The organism is Candidatus Electronema sp. JM (assembly GCF_048287415.1).
In the GTDB taxonomy this organism is placed as follows: Bacteria; Desulfobacterota; Desulfobulbia; order Desulfobulbales; family Desulfobulbaceae; genus Electronema.
This window is the reverse complement of the sequence record NZ_JBLWEN010000033.1, coordinates 32,761-52,018: the sequence shown is the minus strand read 5'-3', so window position 1 is coordinate 52,018 and position 19,258 is coordinate 32,761. Positions and strand designations below refer to the sequence as shown.

The window sequence follows — 19,258 nt, the reverse complement described above, 5'->3', positions numbered from 1 at the left end:
CGCTGGTTTGCTGACACAGTCATGGAGATTGCTTGCGCACTGCACAATTTCAGATTAAGATTCAGACCTTGGCAAAAAGTCAATGCCGATTGCTTGAAAAAATCGATATAGTGTCTAATGTTTGGGTTGGTGGATATCCTAATCAGCCAGCTTCGTTCTATAAGCTGGACAGCGAAACTGGCGCGATTCTTGATTCGTTTGATGCCCGTGTGCCCGGCTGCGGCGGTTATGGCGGAACCATTATCAATAATGAGTTCGATCAGATACTCGATCATGATTATCTCTGGTCGGCAAGTCTCTATGAAAATGCTCTTCTCCGTTATGATCCTGCTTCCAAAACAGGCATGTGCATTCCTGTCACCGCTTCATACGGCATCGGCATCAGCAATGAAGGTTTCATCTGGAACAACATGTTCCTCGCTTCAGGTGCTGTCACCAAAATTCATCCTGATGGTTTTCAAGAAAACGGCTTTCCAGTTTCCACAGGTGGTGATTTGGGAAGAGGTCTTGCTGTCACTCCAAAGGACAACAACGTCTGGTCAGCCAACAGCGGAAGCGGCACCGTATCCCGCTTAAATGCCAATGGCAAGCTGCTGGCTGTAATACCTGTCGGCAATACTCCCACAGGCGTGGCTGTGGATAAAGCAGGTAAGGTCTGGGTGACGAATCGTCTTTCTGACAATGTCATGCGGATTGATCCAGCCACGAATCAGGTTGATCTGACAGTGCCTCTTGGTGCAAATGCCCAGCCATACAATTACAGCGACATGACCGGCATCATCCGCCTTGGTCATCCGCCCATCGGCTTTTGGGATGTGGTGTACGACGGCGGCTGCAATGCCTTGTGGGACAGAATCTCGTGGAACGGGCAGGAGAACGCCGCCACCAACAGCGCAATCAAGGTGGAAGTCCGCGTGGCCGCAGACAAGGCCGGTCTTGCTGCCGTGCCGTTCAGAACCGTGACCAATGGCGAGGATCTCACTGGCATGAAAGGGCAGTTCATGGAAGTGCGGGCCACTTTGACCACGGAAGCGGCGGTCGGCCAGCGCAGTTTGCCCATCCTCCACGACCTGACCGTGCAGCACCATCCGCTGGAAATGACGGTGAACATCCCCGATCAGAAGTACAGCTTCGGCTTCGCGCCCTTTGATTTGGACGATTTCATCGCCTTCAATCCGACTGGCGACTGGTTCAACGACGTGGTCTGGTCGTATTCGCCGCTGCCTCTAGGTTGGAGCGTGAGCATTGACGCGAACCACGTGGCCACTGTCACCGGCCCGCCCAGCGAGACCAGAGATGTGCCGATCACGTTCTCGCCCCGGCTTGCTTGGAGCAGCGAGCAATGTACCGCAGAAGGCGACCAAGTGACATTCTTCGCCAATCATCCGCCGGTGCTGTGCCCGAATGCGCCGCCGCCATGCCTTCGCCAGAATAACCAAAAAATGGTTGCCGTGCCGCTGACCAGCTATGTCTGCGACCCAGACGGCGACGCAGTGACGGTGCATATCACCTCTATCACCAGCGATGAGCCAACGGCTGATAAAATTGGCGATAAAGATGCGCCGGATGCTTCGGGAATCGGAACGGACACTGCTTCTTTGCGCCAAGAGCGTGATGCCCACAGTGACGGCAGGGTCTATGTCGTCACCTTTGTCGCGAGCGACGGCAGAGGAGGGGAAACAACCCTGACATTGCCGTTCGCTGTGCCGCATAATCAGACTGGCTGCGAAGCTGTTGACAGCGGCCAGAACTACGATGCCACTGGGTTTTCGCAGGCTCCGGCAAAGAGCAAAGGCAAAAAGTAAGACCAGTCCGGCATAAACACAACAGCCCTGCATCCATCAAAGGATGGCAGGGCTGTTGTGTTCCGCAGGAGCTGCTGTTACAGATGCAGCATTTTTTTGACTGCCGCAATTACTGCGTCGCTGCTGGTCGCCTCGACGGAGAGGAGCTGGCCCTCGTTCTTGTAGAAGCCGATCAGCGGGGCGGTCTTTTCGTTGTAGGTGGCGAGGCGGTGGCTGATCGCCGCTTCGGTCTCGTCCTCGCGCTGCACAACTTTCGCGCCGCATTTGTCGCAGATGCCTGCCTGCTTGGGCGGGTTGGACTTGACGTTGTAGATGGCCTGGCACTTGGCGTTCTCGCAGGTGCGGCGGGTGCAGAGGCGGTCGAGAATGACATCTTTCGACACGTCAATGCTCACCACGCAATCCAGTTTGATGCCCAATTTGACCAGCAGCTTCTTCAGCTCCTCGGCCTGCGGAATGGTGCGCGGGAAGCCGTCGAGCAAAAAGCCCTTGGCGCAGTCCGGCTCTTGCAGCCGCTTCTCCATGATGCCCATGATCAGCGAGTCCGGCACGAGGTCGCCGCGCTTCATGTAGCCTTCGGCCTCTTTGCCCAGCTCGGTTCCGGCCTGCACGGCTCCGCGCAGGATGTCGCCGGTGGAAATCTGGACAGAGCCGTCAATAGCGGTCAGCAGCTTGGCGACCGTGCCTTTGCCTGCGCCGGGCGCGCCGAGAAGGATCAGTTTCATAGTGTTCTCCTTGTGCGTATTGGATGAAAGAGGATGATTCCAAAGTGGAAATGACAGAGCGGCATTCCGGCTCCGCCGGAGGAAAAATTCGACAGCATACACCATCTTCCGCGAAGATGATAGGGCAAAGTGGACCGCGGCGGCTGCACTCTCTCCTTGCGGTCCGGCAGCTTCTCCGCGTATAACAGAAGGGGCTGCCTGCGTTGGCGCAGGCTATTCATCCTGTCAGCAAAAAGAGGGGGGACACGATGCTGAAGAAAACTTACACCGCCACTGGGAAAAAATGCCGGGTCACGTTTCATTATGCTGACAGCGGGGCTGCGTCCGCCGCTTTGGCAGGCGAATTCAATGGCTGGTCTGCGACGGAAACCCCGATGAAGCGGCTGAAGAGCGGCGAGTTCGCTGTCACCTTGATGCTGGACGCAGGACGCGACTATGCCTTCCGCTACGTGGTGGACGGCCAGCGTTGGGTGAATGAGCCGGAGGCAGACAAGTATGTCCGCAATGAATTTGGCGAGGACAACTCTGTTGTGACTGTGCCGCTGCCGGAATAAACCTGCCTGGCGGAGATGAAATTCTGCATCCTCGGCTCTGGTTCCAAGGGCAACTGCACGCTGGTGGAATCCGGCGCAACTTCAGTCTTGCTTGATGCGGGATTTTCCGGCAAAGAGATCAAACGGAGATTAGGCCTGATTGGCCGTTCTGTCGAGGACATCACCGCCATCCTGCTCACCCACGAGCACGGCGACCACATCAGCGGGGCCGGAGTGCTGTCGCGGCAGGCACGGCTGCCGATTTATGCCAATTCCGGCACCCACCGCGCCGCTGAAGCCAAGCTCGGCAGCCTGCATCAGCGGACTGAGTTCGGCACTGGCGAAGGATTCCGCGTGGACGGGCTGGCCATTCATCCCTTCCGCATCTCGCACGACACTGCTGATCCGGTCGGCTTTGTCCTCTCAGACGGCAGCCGCTCGCTCTGCTGCTGCACTGACACCGGCAAAATCACCGCGCTGATCCGGCAGACCGCCCGCCGCTGCCACGCCCTGATCCTCGAAGCCAATTACGATCCGCAGCTCCTCGCCGCCGGGCCATATCCGCTGCCGGTGCAGCAGCGGGTGCGCTCCAGCCAAGGCCATCTTGCCAACAGCGCGGCGGCCAAGCTGCTCGGCGAGCTGACCGATGCGCCGTTGCGGCAGGTGGTGCTCGCGCATCTCAGCGAGACCAACAATCAGCCAGACATCGCCTTGGCCCAGATGGAGGAGGAACTCAGGCCGCACCGTCCATCGTTCACTATAGACATTGCCGAGCAGGCGCGGCCAACCCGGCTGTTTGAGGTCTGAAGGTCAGGCTGCCGCCAATCGCAGCAGGGCGTTGACAATCGCCACCGCAACCGGCGTGCCGCCTTTGCGGCCCAAGGCGGTGATGAAGGGATAGGGCTTGCTGGCGAGAATGGCCTTCGACTCTGCCGCATTGACAAAGCCCACCGGCACGCCGACGACCAAATCCGGGGCAAAAAGGCTGCGCTCAATCAACTCCATGATTTTCAGCAGAGCGGTGGGGGCGTTGCCGACCACGGCAATGCCGATGCTCTTGTCCGCCGCCAGCTCCACCGCCGCTTCGGAGCGGGTTGTCCGCTGCGCCGCCGCCAGCTTGGCCGTTTCCTCTTCCGCCACCCGGCAGATCACGCTGCCGCCAAACCGCGCCAGCAGTCCTTTGGAAATGCCGCTGGCCGCCATGTTCACATCCACCAGAATGTTTTTCCCGGCGCGGATCGCCCGCAGCCCTGCCTCCATCGCCTGCGGATGAAAGCGCAGGTTGTCGGCGAAGGAAAAATCGCCGGTGGCGTGAATGCAGCGGCGCACCACAGCGAACTGCTCCGGGCTGAAGGCAGTCGGGCCAAGCTCGGCTTCAATGATGCGGAAGCTCGCCGCTTCGATCTCCAGCGGGTCAACAATCTGCAGTTCAGGCACGTTCATTGGTTCCGAATCCTTCGTAATTCCGCTGTCAGCCAATCGGCGGAGCGCAGCGTTGGGCTGCCTTGGCATTGCACGGTGTACGGTGCGCCGCTGAGGCTGCTGGTGCTGGCGGCCAATCGGATAAAATCCTCGGCTGAATGCACCTGCCCGTTGCTCAAGGCGTAACGATATTTTTTGTCAATATGCCCAGCCGCTTCACTGGGGTCGTACCACGTGCCGTTCCGGTTGAAGCGGCAAGAGGCTGTCTTGATAAAATGCAGCAGTGCGGCAATTTCTTGCGCGCTTTTCGGTGCAATCTGTCCAGCGGCGGAGAGCGGCAGCAGCAGCAAGATGGTCAGCAAAATAATTCTTTTCATATCACGCCTAATTTATTGTTCTGCGGCTGTATGCCAACAGCAGCATAAATTTCCTGCAACGGAATGCCGTGCTCTGCCGCCAATCGGGCACAGTCCTCATATTCCGGCTTACCCCGGACACTGCCGTCCGGCAGCTCCACTTGCTTGCCGCGCACCTTGCCCCAAGGCGTTGTCAGCTCCACAGTATTCCGGGGCAACGTCATGCGTTGCGCCCGATAAAAACGAAGGCCAATCGCGCTGGTTTCGGTCAGCAGCAAGGTTTTCAAGGATGCTGCATGGGCTGAATCCGCAATGACTTGGAGCAGAAAACCAGGCCGCCCTTTTTTCATCTGAATCGGCATCAAGCTGATATCCAATGCGCCTGCGGCCAGCAGTTTAGCGGCAACATGCGGCCATAATTCCGGGTTCCAGTCATCAAGCTGGGTTTCAATTATCTCGACCTGCTGGGCTTCTTCCACAGAGTGACGAGTGCCGATCAGCAGCCGGAGCAGATTAGGCCGCCGGTCGCGGCGTTCCCGCGTGCCTGCGCCATAGCCGGTTTGCTCAATGGTCATGGCTGGCAGCGGGCCGAAGCTGCGGCTGAATTCCACGGCCAAGGCCGCGCCAGTCGGCGTGACCAATTCCTGCACTAAATTTTCCCCATGCACCGGCACGCCCTTGAGCAATTCGCAGACCGCAGGCGCAGGCAGGGGCAGTTCGCCGTGCTGGCAGCGCACCCAGCCACGCGGCAGGGGAAGGGGGGAGCAAATGACCTCGTCAATGCCGAGCTGCTTCAGGCCGATCACCGCGCCGACGATGTCAATCAGGGCATCAAGTGCGCCAACTTCATGAAAATGCACCTCGGCTGTGGTCGTGCCGTGGACTTTGGCTTCTGCCTCAGCCAGTCGCCGGAAGACCGAGAGAGCGTGGGCGGCGGTCTCTGTGTCCAGCTTGGATTGCTCCAGCAGGAGCTGAATATCAGCTAAGTGTCTGGGCTGGCGCACTTCTTCTGTCCGCACCCGGACCATCACCGCCCGCAGCCCAGCCTTGACCACTGGCTTGCTTTCCAACCGCCAGCCGGGCAGCTTGAGCTTGACCAGCTCATTCCGCAGCGTGTCCTCCGGCAGCCCGGCAGAGAGCAGTGCGCCCAGCAGCATGTTGCCGCTGATTCCAGAAAAGCAGTCCAAGTAGCAGGTGCGCATGATGGCCGTTCAGGTGAAGCGTTCGCCCACTGGCAGCTTCATGCCGCAGATGCAGGCTTGAACGCACATTCGTTTTTTGCCTTCCGGCTGAATTTCTTTCATCAACAGATAATCCCGGCCAGTGGCCACCAGAATGCCCTGGCAGTCGGCCCGGCAGAGAGTGCCCGGCGGCTCGCCGACCAAACCCGGCACCACCTGCGGCTGAAAGAAGCGGAAGCGGCGGTTGTCAATGAAACTGTAGGCGGACGGCCACGGATCAAAACCACGAATCAGGCAGTGCAGTTCAGCGGCGGATTTGTTCCAGTCTAAATGCCCCTCTTCTTTCGCCAGCATGGGCGCATAGGTGGCCTGCGTCTCATCCTGTTTGGTCGGAGGAAGCTGGCCTGCTTTCAGCCGGGTGATGGCCTCCAACAAAGTTTCGCTGCCGAGCCAGGCCAATTTTTCCGCCAGACTTGCCGAGGTGTCCTCGTCGCTGATCGGCAGGCGGGCGGGCAAAAGAATATCGCCGGTGTCAATGCCCTCGTCCATCTGCATGATGGTCACGCCGGTTTCGCGTTCGCCATTGAGCAACGCCCGTTGAATCGGCGCGGCCCCCCGATATTTAGGCAGCAGCGAGCCGTGCACGTTGATGGTGCCGAGACGCGGCAGGCGGAGCAATCGGCCCGGCAGAATTTTGCCGTAGGCGATGACCACGGCCAAGTCTGCCTGCACGGCTTGGATGGTCTCAAAAAATTCGTCGGTGCGGATGCTGTCGGGCTGAAGCACTGGAATGCCAGCCTGCTCGGCCAGTGTTTTCACCGGCGGAGAGCAGCATTTCCGGCCCCGGCCTTGGGGGCTGTCGGCCCGGCAGACCACAGCGGCCACGTCGTCCGGGCCGTCGAGCAGGGCTTGCAAACTGGGCACGGCAAATGCAGGGGTGCCCATGAATACGATGCGCAGGGGAGAGATCATGACAACGGCGGCAAAGCTGAGGACAAACGGCTTGAACGTGGTCTTTTTTTTCCTCATGCGGTACAATGGCCGCATGTTTTCAGAAAACGTCTCTACGTTACACAAAAAGATGAAGCAGTTCAACGCAGATTTGCATCGTCATGGCCTCTGAAGCTCCGGTCGGCACCCTCCATATCGTCGCCACGCCGATTGGCAACCTTGGCGACATCAGCCGCCGCATGGCCGAGACGCTGGCCGCCGCTGATCTTATCGCCTGCGAAGACACCCGGCACACGCGCAAGCTGCTCTCGCATTTGCAAATCAGCGCGAAATTGGTGAGCTGCCGCCGCGAGAATGAGCAGGAGCAGGCAGCCGCCCTGATTGCCCGGCTGCTGGCAGGCAAAAACGTGGCCTTTGTTTCCGACGCAGGCACACCCGGCCTTTCGGACCCCGGCGCGGCCTTGGTGCGGGCGGCGCGGGCCGCAGGGGTGCCGGTGCTGCCAGTGGCTGGACCATCTGCCTTGGCAGCGGCCCTGTCTGTTGCCGGGCTGCAAGAAACCGCTTTTTATTTCGGCGGCTTTTTGCCAGCCAAGCAAAACGAGCGGCGCAAGCAGCTGACCGCCCTGAAAACGCTGCCGTGCCCGCTGTTTTTTTATGAAGCGCCGCACCGCATTGAAGCGACTTTAGCGGACTGCCTCGCAGTCTTCGGCGACCGGCAGGCTCAACTTTTCCGCGAATTGACCAAGCTGCACGAAGAGCATTTGGCCGGAACCTTGTCCGCCCTGCTGGAGCAGCTGCGCGGCAAGGCGCGGGGCGAGCTGGTGCTGCTCGTCAGCGGCTGCGAGCATACGCCGACGGCAGAACAGCCCGGCAGCTTAGATGAGCTGCTTCTTTGGCATCGGGAACACGGCAGCTCGCTCAAGGATGCAGTCCGCCAGATTGCTGCTGATCTTGACTTGCCCAGATCGCAGGTTTATCAGCAGGCCCTCAAAGCATGGGCACGCTGAATTCATTTTACAGGTTCTATTTTTCGTTCTACAATTTGGAATTATTTCTTCATCAGCAGACAAGAGAAAACATGGCAGACAATATCCTTTTGATCGGGTTCATGGGTGTGGGCAAAGGCCGTACCGCCCGCGCTTTGGCAGAGCAAACAGGCCGCTTCACCGTGGACACCGACGATCTGATTGAAAGCATGACCAAGATGAAAATCCGGCAGATTTTCGCGGAACAGGGTGAGGCGCACTTCCGCCAGTTGGAGCAGCGGGCCGCCGATTGGCTGGAGCATCATGTCAGCGGCACGGTGGTTTCTGCCGGGGGCGGCTTTTTCATGGTCAAAAATATGCAACGGCTGGGCAAAGTAGTTTTTCTTCACTCACCCTTGGAGGCCATTCTGGCAGCCCTGCGCCGCCAGCCTGACGCTGAGGCAAAAATGAAAAAACGGCCCTTGCTGCAAGACTTGGACCAGGCAGAGCGGCTGTTCACAGAGCGGCTGCCGCTGTACCGCCGGGTGGCGGATATGGAAATTGCTGTCCAAGGCCGGGAAAACGCGGACATTGCTGCTGAGATCGCCTTCCGGCTGCGCGGATGAGCGGCGACAGTCCGATCATGCCAGTCAGCCCAGCGAACTGGCAGCATCTTCTGCTGATTTTTGACGCGCTCGGCAGCTATGCCCTTGTCCTTGACCGGCACGGAATAGTCCTCGCCGCCAACCGCATCTTTTTAGACACGGTTGGTCTGGGCCGCGACGAAGTTGCAGGCATGTCGCCAGACAAGCTGGAGTCGCACCTTTCCGGCCTCAAAGAGCAGCTTGCTGAACTCGGCGGCGGCGCGGCCCGCACCTTCAACACCCGGCTGACCGACCGGCGCAGCAAGGTTTTCATCGCCGAAATGAGCCTGATCCGCTTGGAGGAGGAGCAGGGCGGCGGACTGCTCTGCACAGGCCGCAGCCTGCACCGGCTGACCGGCTGCCAAGAGGCCGCTCTTCGCCGCACTGAGCAGCAGCTCATCGCCGCCAACCGCCTGAAACGCAAGTTCATCGCCAATATCAATCACGCCATCCGCACCCCGATGAACGCCATTATCGGTTATGCGGAAATTCTGGCGGAATCCGGCCTCACGGAACAGCAGCAGCGTTTTGTCAGCACCATCCGCAAAAACGGCACGGCCTTGGTCTCGATCATCAACGACGTGATGGAGCTGTCCAAGCTGGAGAGCGGCAGTGTCAAGGTGCTGAAATCCGCCGCCAATCTGCGGGCGGTGGTCGAGCAGGCCGCCGACCTTTTCACCGATCAAATCCGGGCGAAAAAGCTGGAATTTTTGTGGACGGTCGAGCGGGACTTGCCAGAGATGTATCTGATGGACGCGGATCACTGCCGTCAGGTGTTGATCAATTTGATCAGCAATGCGGTCAAATTCACCGAACGGGGCCGGATCGTCCTGAACGTGAGCGGCGCAGAGGCGGCTCCGGGCTGCTGGGAGCTGTTTTTTCGGCTGGAGGACAGCGGCATCGGCCTTTCCGTTGACGAGCAGCTCTCGCTGCGCGAGCTGTTTGAGCAGCAGCTTGAGCAGGTCAGCATCCGCGACGGCACACGGCTCGGCTTGACCCTGTGCGCCCGCCTGACCCAGATGATGGGCGGCGGCATTCAATTCGAAAGCGTTCAAGGGCAGGGCAGCGTCTTCATCTTCACCATGCCTGTGCAAGCCGTGGACAAGCCTGCCGGGCCGAGCTGTGTCCGGGTGCCGCAGGAGAAAAAAAGCGATCCGGTGCTGCTGGTGATTGACGACATGCCGGAGATGTCGAATTTAATTAAAATTTACTTTGCGAATTCGTCAGTCCGGGTGCTGGAGGCGAGCGGGCCGGAGGACGGCTTTGCCTTGGCTGTGGCCGAGCAGCCAGATTTGATTCTGATGGATTTGGATCTGGCCGGGGCTGACGGCAGAGACTTGGCCAGCCGGATCAGACAGGAGGAGCGCACCGCCCATCTTCCGATAGTCGCCATGACCGGTTTCATGCTCGACAAAGAAGGCTTGCAGCCCCTGTTTGATGATTTTTTGCCCAAGCCGTTTCACCTTCAAGAATTGCAGATACTGGTGGCCCGTCATATCCACATTGACCGGGGCGGAAATGACAGCCCGCACTGGGCCACGCCGAAAAGTGTTCCTGATCTCAGCCGGATCAGGACGGTCTGGAGCAGCGAGCTGGAGAATGCCTACCGGCAAGCCGAGATGAGCGGCAATTTGGAGGATGCCTGCGCGTTAGGCCGAAAAATGGAGGAATGCGGCCAGCAGACCAAGACCGAGGCTCTGACAGCAATGGGCCGGGATTTGCAGCATTGTGCGCAGGATTTGGATATCAGAGGGGTCGAGCAGGTGCTGACCGCCCTCCGCAAGGCTGCCGAGGTAGAAGAATGAGCAGGCCGCTGGTTTTCATTGTTGATGACGTGCCGGAGAATATTCAGATCGCTCTTGCCCATCTGAAAAGTCTTGATCTTGACTTTGCCTACGCCACCTCCGGCGAGCAGGCGGTTGAGCGGATGCGCCGCCGGATGCCTGACCTTGTTCTGCTGGACGTGATGATGCCGGGCATGGACGGCTTTGAAACCCTGCGTGAATTCCGCAAAATTGACGGAGCGCTGTCTATTCCAGTGATTTTTCTCACAGCCCGCTCAGAACCGGAAGATGTGGCCAAAGGATTTGAGCTGGGCGGCGTGGACTACATCACCAAGCCGTTTCATGGAGTTGAGCTGCGCTCCCGCGTCCGCAATCACTTGGATTTGCACCGCTACAAAATGTATTTGGAGCAGACGGTTGAAGTCCGCACCAGAGAAGCCAGCCTGCTCAAAGATATCACTATTGTAGCGATGGGCGAGCTGGCCGAGCACCGCGACACCGACACTGGCGGCCACATCCAACGCACCCGCTCCTTTGTCCGCGCTCTGGCGGAAGAACTGCGCCGTTCTGGCAAATTTGTTGATCTTCTCAGTCCAGAATACATCACCTTGCTGTATAAGACCGCGCCGCTGCACGACATTGGCAAAGTCGGCATCCCGGACGGCATCCTGCTGAAAAAAGGCCGCCTGAACTGGGATGAATTTGAAATCATGAAGCTGCATGTCCGCTACGGCGAGGAAGTTATTGATAAATTGTCAAAAATGGCAGGCGAGCCAATGGCCTTTCTTCTGTGCGCTAAAGATTTGGTCGGCGGCCATCACGAAAAATTTGACGGCAGCGGCTATCCCAGAGGGCTGGCTGGACGCGACATCCCTTTGGCCGGGCGGATTATGGCGTTGGCGGATGTGTATGACGCGCTCCGCACCCGCCGGGCCTACAAGCCTGCATTCACGCATGAGCAGACGATGGAGATCATCACCCATGAAGAAGGCCGCAACCGCCATTTCGACCCTGATGTCTTTGATGCCCTGCTGCGGGTGGAAAAGGAGTTTGCGGCCATTGCTCAGAAAAACCGGGACGAGATGATGTGCTGAACCGCTTCAACAACTAACAATCGCTGGAGAAACTTCATGGGCAACAAAGTCGGTTTGGCGCGGGCGGCCTTGTATCGTTTTGTCTCTTTGCTCTGCCGGGATGAAACTTCTTTGCCGCTGCTGGAGAAGCTGGCGGCAGAACAATTTGTCGTGCAAATCGGGCGGTTGCATGAGCATTCTGCCAGCGGGCGGCTGGCAGCCGGTTTGCACCGGATGAGCCTGTTTCTCCAATCCATGCCGCTTGAAGACGCGTTCCGCGAGCTGCGGCATGAGTATGCCGAGCTGTTTCTCAGCGCAGGGCAAAATCCAGTCTTTCCTTATGCGTCGAGCTGCCTTTCCGGCGAGCCGTTAGTCATGCAGGAAGCGGTTTTTCAGGTGCGGAAAATTTATCGTGACAGCGGCCTGCATAAAACTCCTGACTGGCCGGATATGGATGACCATATCGCCGCAGAGCTGGAATTTATGGCCTATTTGGCTGGAAGAGCGGGCAGCGAGGTGCTGCAAGCGGATTTTCTCTGCAACTGCCTGCTGACGTGGGCAGACAAGTTCTGCGCCATGCTTGCGGCTTCAGCCAAGACCGAGTTTTATAACGGGCTGGCGGCACTGCTTAAGGCAATGCTGGGCAGCGACAGCGCATTTCTCGCCGGAGACGCGGAACAAGGCACCGCCTTGGCTGCGCTTGGGCAGATCATCGCTGGACTGGAGCTGGAAAGCGGTTTGCGCACGCTGGCAGAAGGTTCGGCACAAATTGAGCATGAGCACACGGTCAAGACACATTGCTACGTCTGTCTTGGTCTTTGCGGGCAGGAGGTCAGCGTCAAGGACGGCGTGATTACCGGCTGCAAAGGGCTGCCCAGCGATCCCAAGGGCGGCGGACGGCTTTGCATCAAAGGCGCGAATGCCCACAAAAGCACCTATTCGGCCTACCGCCTGAAAAGCCCGCTGATCCGCGAAAACGGCAGATTCCGCAAGGCATCCTGGGAGGAGGCACTTGATCTCGTTGCCGCCACGCTGAAGAGCTTTGATCCCAAGATTGTCGCTTTTCATCAGGGCAATGACTACAACAGCTGGTGCCATGATGCGCTCATGGCGGCTTTGGGTGTGCCGAACAAGACCACCCACCGGCAGATGTGCGACAATCCTAATCGCATGGCCAATGAGCACTGCTACAGTGAAAAGCGGCCTTGGCTTGACTACGCCCATTCGCGCTACATCCTGCTTTTTGGCATCAACGAGCTGGCGACTTCCGCCGGGCAGCGCAAGGTCAACCTGCTCAAGCAGGCGGTGAAAAATGGTGCCAAGCTGGTTGCGGTTGATCCGCGCCGTTGCGAAACCGCCCAGCTTGCCACGGAGTGGATTCCAATCCTTCCTGGCACAGACGGGGCAATGGCGATGGCAATGTGTCATGTTATTGTCGCCGAGGAGCTGCATGACAAAAATTTCGTGGCGGACTGGTGCTATGGTTTTGCGGAATTTAAAAAGCGGCTCTTGGGCGAGGAAGACGGAATAGCCCGCACGCCGCAGTGGGCTGAGGCCATTTGCGGCGTGCCTGCGGCAACCATTGCCCGCTTGGCCCGTGAATTCGCCGCTGCTGCCCCGTACGCAGGCGCATTGTCGTGGACTGGCGTGGCTCAGGCGCCAAACGCCACGCACGCGACACAGGCGGTGCAGGCTCTCAATGCCCTGCTCGGCACGTTTGATGCGCCCGGCGGCCCTGCTCTGATCGGCAAACGCAAGCTGGCCTCGCCTTGGGCGGACAATCAGCCCAAACCGCCAAACAATGCGGAAAAATTCAAACTCAATTCCGGCAGGCTGTGGAGCGGCTGGATTCCCGCGTATTTTGAGGAAGATGTGCAGGCCGGGCGGCTGCAAGCCCTGCTCTGCTATTTCGGCAATCCGGTCATGTCCAGCGGCTCGGAACCGTCGTTGCGCCGGGCCATGGAGGGGCTGAAGTTCTCCTGCGCCATAGACTGCTATATGAGCAACACCGCCGAGTTATGCGACGTGGTGCTGCCTGACTGCACCTATCTTGAGCAAAGCCGAGTGGTTTCCGACTGGATGTATGAGTCGTTCATTTCACTCGGCCAGCGGGCTGTGCAGCCACTGTATGAATCGCGGCCAGCGGTCTGGATTTTCACTGAGCTGGCTAAACTGCTTGGTTTTAGTGAGTTTTTTCCGTGGCAGAGCGAGGAGGAATATCTGCGCAACCAGCTCCGCAATCAGCAGGTGACGCTGGAGGAGCTGCGCCAGAGCGGTTATTTCATCACTGATCCGCAGGAATTCCGCAAATATCAACGCTGGACTTCAATCAACCCGCCGTCGGGCTATGGTTCGTCCGGCAGCAGCGCGACCGGCAAATATAATTTTATCAATCCAGTTGCGGAAAAAGCCGGGGTGAACGCTCTGCCCGATTATCTGCCGCCGTGGGAAGATTGGCCGGAGCTGGAGCCAGATGCGGACTATCCTCTGCTGCTCGGCTACTTTCGGGTGCTGGAGCATGAGCATACCGCCACCTGCTGGAATCCAGCTTTGATGAGCCAGTGCGGCAGCAATCCGGTCTGGATCAACTGGCTGGACGCGAAACGGTTCGGCATCGCTGACGGCGACCAGGTTGTTGTGGCGTCGCCGTGGGCGGAAGTTAAGGCAACCGCCAAGGTGACATGGGACATCCGTCAAGGTGTGCTGGCGGCGGCTGGCGGTTTCGGGGGCCGCTACGGTTTGGAAGGCGACCCCAAATTTCCCAAGTGCGGCGGCTTCAACACCAACACCCTACTGCCGCCGAATCTGGCCTGCAAATGGTCCGGCACACCGCCGCTTAATATATCAAAACCAGAATTGTAAAATCAACAGGTTGGCAGTTGAACTGCGTAACTCCTCTATAGTATTTTCCACCTTGGCCCGTTGTTTGTCAGCAGAGCAGGCGGTGGATTGCCGCCGACGTTTTTGAAAACATGCCGCATGTTTTCCGTGCGCTGCTCCATCTGACGGCAGAGCAGGATATGATGGATGCAAGCAAAAAAACGGCAGTAAGTTCATATGGCTGTTGACACGATAGGGCTGCCAGCAATATACTGAAAAGCTCACAACAGGCTCTAAACATTCATGCGGCGTTTTTTTTACGATCCAGCGCAGGAAACTGCTGACTGTGTGCTGATCAGTGGGGCGGAAGCGCACCATCTCAGAACGGTGCTGCGGATGCGGCCCGGCGATGCGGCGGAGCTGCTTGACGGAGCAGGGGGCGTAATTTCCTGCGAAATCGAACAGCTTAACCATGACTTTGTGACATTCCGCATCCTCAGCCGCCGCCGCGAGCCGGAGTCGTCCAGCCCATTGACGTTGGCTGTTGCGCTGCTGAAAGGCAAAAAAATGGATATGCTGATTCAGAAAGCGACTGAACTGGGTGTGCGCAGCTTTTTGCCGGTGATGACGCGTTATTGTGAACCTCAGGGCCGAGACAGCGAGAGCCTTGAGCGCTGGCAGCGGATCATGCTGGAAGCCTGCAAACAGTGCGGACGGGCCACGCTGATGCACATCGCTCCGCCGCAGCCGCTGGCTGCATTGAATCTTCCGAGCGACGGCCTGAAAATTATGCCGTGGGAAGGCGAGACGGTCTGCACATTTTCTGCTCTCGGCGTGCAGGCCGGACAGCCGGTCACGCTGCTGATCGGGCCGGAAGGCGGTTTTCATCCATCTGAAGTAGAGCAGGCGCGACGCAGCGGCTTTAAAACCGTCTCCCTTGGCCGAAGAACGCTGCGGGCGGAAACTGCCGCCATAACTGCCGCCGTGCTGGCCCAGCAGGTGCTCGGCGGCTTTGATCGTTGATTTTTTTTGCGTAACCCAACAATGGCTCTTAGAAAAATCATTACCCATCCTCATCCAGTGCTGCGTGAGCAGGCGGTGAAAATCACTGAATTTAATCGCGCGCTCCAAGAGCTGGCCCAGGACATGGCTGAGACTATGTATCACGCCCAAGGCGTGGGACTGGCCGGCAATCAAATCGGCGTGGCCCGTCAGATCGCGGTGGTGGATATTTCCGCCAGTGAGGAGGAGCGGAACTATATTGTGCTCGTGAATCCGGTGCTTTCCGACGGAGAAGGCTGCGAAAGCGGCAAGGAAGGCTGCCTGAGCGTGCGGGAATATGATGCGAAGGTGGAGCGTTTCAAAAAAATCCGGGTCATCGCCCAAGATGCGGAAGGCAACCCGTTAGATTTCATCGCCGAAGACCGCTTTGCCCGCATCATTCAGCACGAGGTGGATCATCTGCACGGCATCTTGTTTATTGACCGAATCAGCAGGCTCAAGCAGGATATCTATAAGCGAAAGCTGAAAAAATTGCTGACTGAGAACTAAGAGTCATTATTAGGAATTACGTGGTTTGCATTCAACCTGTTGTAATTATTGAATTTTCGATTGCGTAATTCCTGTCCGTATTGATTTTCATGATATTTGTTGGCCAGATATGAAGCCGCGAGGCGCAAAGAGATTTAAGATTTGACATCCGTCCGCATTTCCGGTAGTAAGTTTCAGTCCGAAAAATGAATTACGCAGCCGTTTGTTCCGGCTGTTCTTTTTTTCAACGCGGCGCCAGGAGCTGTTCTATGATTTCCGTTGACATCACCGTCTTCTTCCACATCATCAACATGCTGGTTTTAATGGCTGTGCTGAACCGGATTCTGTACAAGCCGGTCATCGCCATGATGGACAAACGGCATGAAACCTTGGACAACCTGAGCGGCGAGGCCGAGCAGTTCGAGCAGCACGCCCGCACCCGGCAGGCCGAGCTGGACCGGAAGCTGCACGAGGCCAGCGTCAAAGCGAAAAAGACTTTGGAGGCGGCGCGGGGCGATGCCGAACGGGCCGGGGCGGAGCGGCTGGCCGAGATTCGGGCTGAAGCGGGCAGCGAGAAAGAGCAGCAGCTTGCTGAAATCCGTGCCAGCTTCGATGTCGCCCGGAGCGAGCTGCTGGCGAATATTAATGGCGTGGCTCAGGACATGGCGGCCAAGATACTGGGAAGGAGCGTGCAGGCATGAAAATGAAGAAAGTTCTGCCGCTGCTGGCGGCGGCCTGGCTCTGCGCCGGAGCGGCGGGCGCAGTCTTGGCTGAGGAGCATGGCGGCGCAGGACATGCGCAGGAGCAGGCGACGCATCAAGCCGCTGCCGGGCATGAGACAGCACCCGCTCATGGAAGCGGTGAAGCGGCGCATGGCGAAGGTCACGGCGGCGCACATGCCGCGCCGATGATCACGCCGGAGAAGTTGAAAGACCTGCTCTGGCGCACGCTCAACTTTGCCGCGCTGGTGTTCCTGCTGGTGAAATTCGGCGGCAAGCCGATAACAGATGCTTTGGGCAGCCGCCGCAAGGCCATTGAAGGAGAGCTGCGCGAGCTGCAAATGAAGCGCGATGAGGCCGAGCGGTCTTACAAGGAATTTTCAGCGCGGCTGGAAGGCATGGAAGCGGAAATTGAGCTGACTGTTCAGCGGGCGATAGACTTGGCCAAAGAGGAACGGCACCGCATTCTCACTGAAGCTGAAGCGGCGGCGCGGGACATCCGGCGGCAGGCTGAGGCGGCGGTGGCAACAGCGGCGGCGGCGGCGGCGCAGCAGCTTCAGGATGAGGTGGCCGAGCAGGCGGCGGCGATGGCCGAGCAGCTGCTCATCAGAAACCTGAGCCAGGCGGATCAGGTCGCGATCATTGAACAGTATCTGGAAAGGGCGGCGCAATGAGACAGATCATTTTGGCCAAACGCTACGCCAAGGCCATTTTTACCCTTGGCAAGGAAAACGGCGCGGTGGATGTGTACGCGCAGACCCTGCGCGACATCGCCGACCTGTTCAGCAATCCTGAGCTGGGAGTTGCGGATGCGCTGACCAATCCCCTCTACCCCTTGGATGTCCGCCTGAAGGTCATGGCCGGGATCGCCGAGGCGGCGGGCGCGGACTCGCTTTTGGGCGCGTTCCTCCACCTGCTGGTGGAGAAAAAGCGGGTCTCTGCCCTGCCGGAAGTCGCGGGCCAGCTGCGGCACATGCTGGAGCGCGAGGAGAACATCAGCCACGGCTGGGTCACGACCGCTGTCGAGGCCGATGAGGCCCTGCTGGGAAAAATCCGGGTCACACTGGAAAAAATTACAGGAACTAAGGTTATTCTTGAGGCGCAGGTTGATCCCTCAATCATCGGCGGCATGGTGGCCAAGGTCGGTGATCTGGTGCTGGACGGCAGCATCCGCACGCAGCTTCAGGAATTAAAGGAATCCATCAAGGGGAGAGTGTGAGTCAGATGCAGATCAAAGCCTCGGAAATCAGCCGGATCATTAAAGATCAGATATCAGGCTACAAGAGCGGCATAGACCTCAAGGAGACCGGCACGGTCATCTCCGTGGGCGACGGCATCGCCCGCGTCTATGGCGTGGAGAACTGCCAGGCCATGGAGCTGCTGGAGTTTCCCGGCGGCATCATGGGCTTGGCCCTCAACCTTGAGCAGGACAACGTCGGCGTGGCAGTCATGGGCGACTGCCGCAAAATCATGGAAGGCGACATCGTCAAGCGCACCGGCAAGATTGCCGAAGTGCCGGTCGGGCCGGAATTGGAAGGCCGGGTGGTGGATGGCATCGGCCAGCCGATTGACGGCAAAGGGCCGCTGAACGCCAAGCTGACCCGCAAGATGGAGGTTGTCGCTCCCGGCGTTATCGCCCGAAAAAGTGTGCATGAGCCGTGCTACACCGGCTACAAGGCGGTTGACGCGATGACTCCGGTTGGACGCGGCCAGCGCGAATTAGTCATCGGCGACCGCCAGATCGGCAAGACCGCGCTCTGCGTGGATGCGATCATTGCCCAGAAAGGCTCTGGCGTGCACTGCGTCTATGTCGCCACTGGCCAGAAGAAATCTACAGTGGCTCTGGTGGTTGAGGCCCTGCGCAAGCACGGGGCAATGGAATATACAACTGTCGTCGCCGCCTGCGCTTCGGATCCCGCGCCGATGCAATATGTTTCTGCAATGACCGGCTGCGCGATGGCCGAGTATTTCCGCGACAACGGCCAGCACTCGCTGATTGTTTATGATGATCTGTCCAAGCAGGCTGTGGCCTACCGCGAGCTGTCCCTGCTCCTGCGCCGTCCGCCTGGACGCGAGGCATATCCCGGCGACATCTTCTTCAACCACTCCCGTCTGCTGGAGCGGGCTTCCAAGTTGAGCGACGCGCTTGGCGCAGGCTCAATGACCGCCTTGCCGATCATTGAAACTCAGGCTGGCGATGTGTCCGCCTTTATCCCAACCAACGTTATTTCGATCACGGACGGCCAAGTTTTCTTGGAGCCAAGTTTGTTCTTCGCCGGTGTACGTCCGGCCATCAACGTCGGTATTTCTGTCTCCCGCGTCGGCGGCGCGGCGCAGGTCAAGGCGATGAAGCAGGTTGCAGGCACGCTGCGGCTTGATCTGGCCCAATACCGCGAGCTGGCCGCTTTCGCCGGTTTCGGCTCTGACTTGGATGCAGCCACCCAAGCCAAGCTGACACGCGGCGAGCGGCTGGTGGAAATCCTCAAGCAGCCGCAGTATCAGCCCCTGCCGATGGAAAAACAAGTCACGATCATCTTCGCAGGCACCAAGGGCTTTCTTGATGAATTCCCGGTCAACATGCTGGCTGAGTACGAGCAGGAACTGTACGGCTACATCGAGATGCATGAGCCGTCCATCTTCGCCGAGCTGCGCGAGAAGCAGGCTATCTCGCCGGAGCTGGATCAGAAAATAAGAGCGGCGCTGAAGACCTTCGGCAGCACCTTCAAGGCCGCCAAAGGCCTGAACTGAGC

General features: G+C 58.6%; 20 protein-coding genes. 14 read left to right on the top strand and 6 right to left on the bottom strand.

The window, feature by feature from the left end:
* On the bottom strand, positions 1-275 hold a 275-nt coding region (locus ACNKH6_RS06855), incomplete at its 3' end, for a hypothetical protein (RefSeq protein ID WP_417914807.1).
* 69 nt (positions 276-344) lie between these two features.
* On the opposite strand from ACNKH6_RS06855, the gene ACNKH6_RS06850 reads away from it, so the two are divergent.
* Entirely contained in the window at positions 345-1,805 is a 1,461-nt protein-coding gene (locus tag ACNKH6_RS06850; protein ID WP_417914806.1) for a YncE family protein, read from the top strand.
* Between the two features lie 77 nt (positions 1,806-1,882).
* Here ACNKH6_RS06850 and ACNKH6_RS06845 read toward each other — a convergent pair whose 3' ends face one another.
* Positions 1,883-2,530 carry an adenylate kinase gene (locus ACNKH6_RS06845; protein WP_417914805.1) on the bottom strand — a complete coding sequence of 216 codons (648 nt, stop codon included), beginning with the start codon at positions 2,528-2,530 and terminating at the stop codon, positions 1,883-1,885.
* 248 nt (positions 2,531-2,778) lie between these two features.
* Here ACNKH6_RS06845 and ACNKH6_RS06840 point away from each other — a divergent pair, with 248 nt between their 5' ends.
* Positions 2,779-3,084, top strand: a complete 306-nt coding sequence (locus ACNKH6_RS06840; RefSeq protein WP_417914804.1) for an isoamylase early set domain-containing protein — start codon at positions 2,779-2,781, stop codon at positions 3,082-3,084.
* Between the two features lie 15 nt (positions 3,085-3,099).
* Positions 3,100-3,870 (top strand): MBL fold metallo-hydrolase, encoded by a 771-nt coding sequence (locus ACNKH6_RS06835; protein WP_417914803.1) that lies wholly within the window; start codon positions 3,100-3,102, stop codon positions 3,868-3,870.
* 3 nt (positions 3,871-3,873) lie between these two features.
* Here ACNKH6_RS06835 and ACNKH6_RS06830 read toward each other — a convergent pair whose 3' ends face one another.
* Genes ACNKH6_RS06830 through fmt form a run of 4 tightly spaced genes read right to left on the bottom strand, consistent with a single transcriptional unit; the run spans position 3,874 to position 7,069 of the window.
* Complete coding sequence (locus tag ACNKH6_RS06830; RefSeq protein WP_417914802.1) at positions 3,874-4,500, bottom strand: precorrin-8X methylmutase; 627 nt, start codon at positions 4,498-4,500, stop codon at positions 3,874-3,876.
* Positions 4,501-4,502: 2 nt separating this feature from the next.
* Positions 4,503-4,862 (bottom strand): DUF5329 family protein, encoded by a 360-nt coding sequence (locus ACNKH6_RS06825; RefSeq protein WP_417914801.1) that lies wholly within the window; start codon positions 4,860-4,862, stop codon positions 4,503-4,505.
* A complete protein-coding gene (gene larC, locus ACNKH6_RS06820) occupies positions 4,859-6,043 on the bottom strand; it encodes a nickel pincer cofactor biosynthesis protein LarC (protein ID WP_417914800.1) in 1,185 nt (394 codons plus the stop codon). The genes ACNKH6_RS06825 and larC overlap by 4 nt, the downstream gene beginning before the upstream one ends.
* Before the next feature lie 9 nt (positions 6,044-6,052).
* Positions 6,053-7,069 (bottom strand): methionyl-tRNA formyltransferase, encoded by a 1,017-nt coding sequence (fmt, locus tag ACNKH6_RS06815; protein WP_417914799.1) that lies wholly within the window; start codon positions 7,067-7,069, stop codon positions 6,053-6,055.
* Positions 7,070-7,134: 65 nt separating this feature from the next.
* Between fmt and rsmI the strand changes: the two genes are divergently transcribed.
* The 11 genes from rsmI (at position 7,135) to atpA (ending at position 19,256) form a co-directional block, all read left to right on the top strand.
* Positions 7,135-7,980 (top strand): 16S rRNA (cytidine(1402)-2'-O)-methyltransferase, encoded by an 846-nt coding sequence (rsmI, locus tag ACNKH6_RS06810; RefSeq protein WP_417914798.1) that lies wholly within the window; start codon positions 7,135-7,137, stop codon positions 7,978-7,980.
* 71 nt (positions 7,981-8,051) lie between these two features.
* Positions 8,052-8,564 carry a shikimate kinase gene (locus tag ACNKH6_RS06805; protein ID WP_417914797.1) on the top strand — a complete coding sequence of 171 codons (513 nt, stop codon included), beginning with the start codon at positions 8,052-8,054 and terminating at the stop codon, positions 8,562-8,564.
* Entirely contained in the window at positions 8,561-10,387 is a 1,827-nt protein-coding gene (locus tag ACNKH6_RS06800) for a histidine kinase dimerization/phospho-acceptor domain-containing protein (RefSeq protein ID WP_417914796.1), read from the top strand. The genes ACNKH6_RS06805 and ACNKH6_RS06800 overlap by 4 nt, the downstream gene beginning before the upstream one ends.
* Positions 10,384-11,460 (top strand): response regulator, encoded by a 1,077-nt coding sequence (locus ACNKH6_RS06795; protein ID WP_417914795.1) that lies wholly within the window; start codon positions 10,384-10,386, stop codon positions 11,458-11,460. The genes ACNKH6_RS06800 and ACNKH6_RS06795 overlap by 4 nt, the downstream gene beginning before the upstream one ends.
* 36 nt (positions 11,461-11,496) lie before the next feature.
* Positions 11,497-14,301 (top strand): molybdopterin-dependent oxidoreductase, encoded by a 2,805-nt coding sequence (locus ACNKH6_RS06790; RefSeq protein ID WP_417914794.1) that lies wholly within the window; start codon positions 11,497-11,499, stop codon positions 14,299-14,301.
* 261 nt (positions 14,302-14,562) lie between these two features.
* Positions 14,563-15,282, top strand: a complete 720-nt coding sequence (locus tag ACNKH6_RS06785; protein ID WP_417914793.1) for an RsmE family RNA methyltransferase — start codon at positions 14,563-14,565, stop codon at positions 15,280-15,282.
* A 21-nt stretch (positions 15,283-15,303) separates the two neighbouring features.
* On the top strand, positions 15,304-15,810 hold the full coding sequence (def, locus tag ACNKH6_RS06780) for a peptide deformylase (protein ID WP_417914792.1): 507 nt from the start codon (positions 15,304-15,306) through the stop codon (positions 15,808-15,810).
* Between the two features lie 248 nt (positions 15,811-16,058).
* Positions 16,059-16,490 (top strand): ATP synthase F0 subunit B, encoded by a 432-nt coding sequence (locus ACNKH6_RS06775; RefSeq protein ID WP_417914791.1) that lies wholly within the window; start codon positions 16,059-16,061, stop codon positions 16,488-16,490.
* Positions 16,487-17,182, top strand: coding sequence for an ATP synthase F0 subunit B (locus ACNKH6_RS06770; RefSeq protein ID WP_417914790.1), 696 nt, complete (start codon positions 16,487-16,489; stop codon positions 17,180-17,182). Before ACNKH6_RS06775 ends, ACNKH6_RS06770 begins: the two co-directional genes overlap by 4 nt.
* Entirely contained in the window at positions 17,179-17,727 is a 549-nt protein-coding gene (atpH, locus tag ACNKH6_RS06765) for an ATP synthase F1 subunit delta (protein WP_417914789.1), read from the top strand. Before ACNKH6_RS06770 ends, atpH begins: the two co-directional genes overlap by 4 nt.
* Before the next feature lie 5 nt (positions 17,728-17,732).
* Positions 17,733-19,256, top strand: coding sequence for a F0F1 ATP synthase subunit alpha (gene atpA / locus ACNKH6_RS06760; RefSeq protein ID WP_417914808.1), 1,524 nt, complete (start codon positions 17,733-17,735; stop codon positions 19,254-19,256).
* Positions 19,257-19,258 lie beyond the last annotated feature (2 nt).

Bases quoted from the DNA above. Each gene is read 5' to 3' on its own strand.
- ACNKH6_RS06840 (WP_417914804.1), top strand. From the start codon at position 2,779: ATGCTGAAGAAAACTTACACCGCCACTGGGAAAAAATGCCGGGTCACG.
- ACNKH6_RS06850 (WP_417914806.1), top strand. From the start codon at position 345: ATGTGCATTCCTGTCACCGCTTCATACGGCATCGGCATCAGCAATGAA.
- ACNKH6_RS06800 (WP_417914796.1), top strand. From the start codon at position 8,561: ATGAGCGGCGACAGTCCGATCATGCCAGTCAGCCCAGCGAACTGGCAG.
- ACNKH6_RS06805 (WP_417914797.1), top strand. From the start codon at position 8,052: ATGGCAGACAATATCCTTTTGATCGGGTTCATGGGTGTGGGCAAAGGC.
- fmt (WP_417914799.1), bottom strand. From the start codon at position 7,069: ATGCGGCCATTGTACCGCATGAGGAAAAAAAAGACCACGTTCAAGCCG.
- ACNKH6_RS06790 (WP_417914794.1), top strand. From the start codon at position 11,497: ATGGGCAACAAAGTCGGTTTGGCGCGGGCGGCCTTGTATCGTTTTGTC.
- ACNKH6_RS06795 (WP_417914795.1), top strand. From the start codon at position 10,384: ATGAGCAGGCCGCTGGTTTTCATTGTTGATGACGTGCCGGAGAATATT.
- rsmI (WP_417914798.1), top strand. From the start codon at position 7,135: ATGGCCTCTGAAGCTCCGGTCGGCACCCTCCATATCGTCGCCACGCCG.
- ACNKH6_RS06785 (WP_417914793.1), top strand. From the start codon at position 14,563: ATGCGGCGTTTTTTTTACGATCCAGCGCAGGAAACTGCTGACTGTGTG.
- ACNKH6_RS06825 (WP_417914801.1), bottom strand. From the start codon at position 4,862: ATGAAAAGAATTATTTTGCTGACCATCTTGCTGCTGCTGCCGCTCTCC.
- atpH (WP_417914789.1), top strand. From the start codon at position 17,179: ATGAGACAGATCATTTTGGCCAAACGCTACGCCAAGGCCATTTTTACC.
- ACNKH6_RS06775 (WP_417914791.1), top strand. From the start codon at position 16,059: ATGATTTCCGTTGACATCACCGTCTTCTTCCACATCATCAACATGCTG.
- ACNKH6_RS06770 (WP_417914790.1), top strand. From the start codon at position 16,487: ATGAAAATGAAGAAAGTTCTGCCGCTGCTGGCGGCGGCCTGGCTCTGC.
- def (WP_417914792.1), top strand. From the start codon at position 15,304: ATGGCTCTTAGAAAAATCATTACCCATCCTCATCCAGTGCTGCGTGAG.
- atpA (WP_417914808.1), top strand. From the start codon at position 17,733: ATGCAGATCAAAGCCTCGGAAATCAGCCGGATCATTAAAGATCAGATA.
- ACNKH6_RS06845 (WP_417914805.1), bottom strand. From the start codon at position 2,530: ATGAAACTGATCCTTCTCGGCGCGCCCGGCGCAGGCAAAGGCACGGTC.
- larC (WP_417914800.1), bottom strand. From the start codon at position 6,043: ATGCGCACCTGCTACTTGGACTGCTTTTCTGGAATCAGCGGCAACATG.
- ACNKH6_RS06835 (WP_417914803.1), top strand. From the start codon at position 3,100: ATGAAATTCTGCATCCTCGGCTCTGGTTCCAAGGGCAACTGCACGCTG.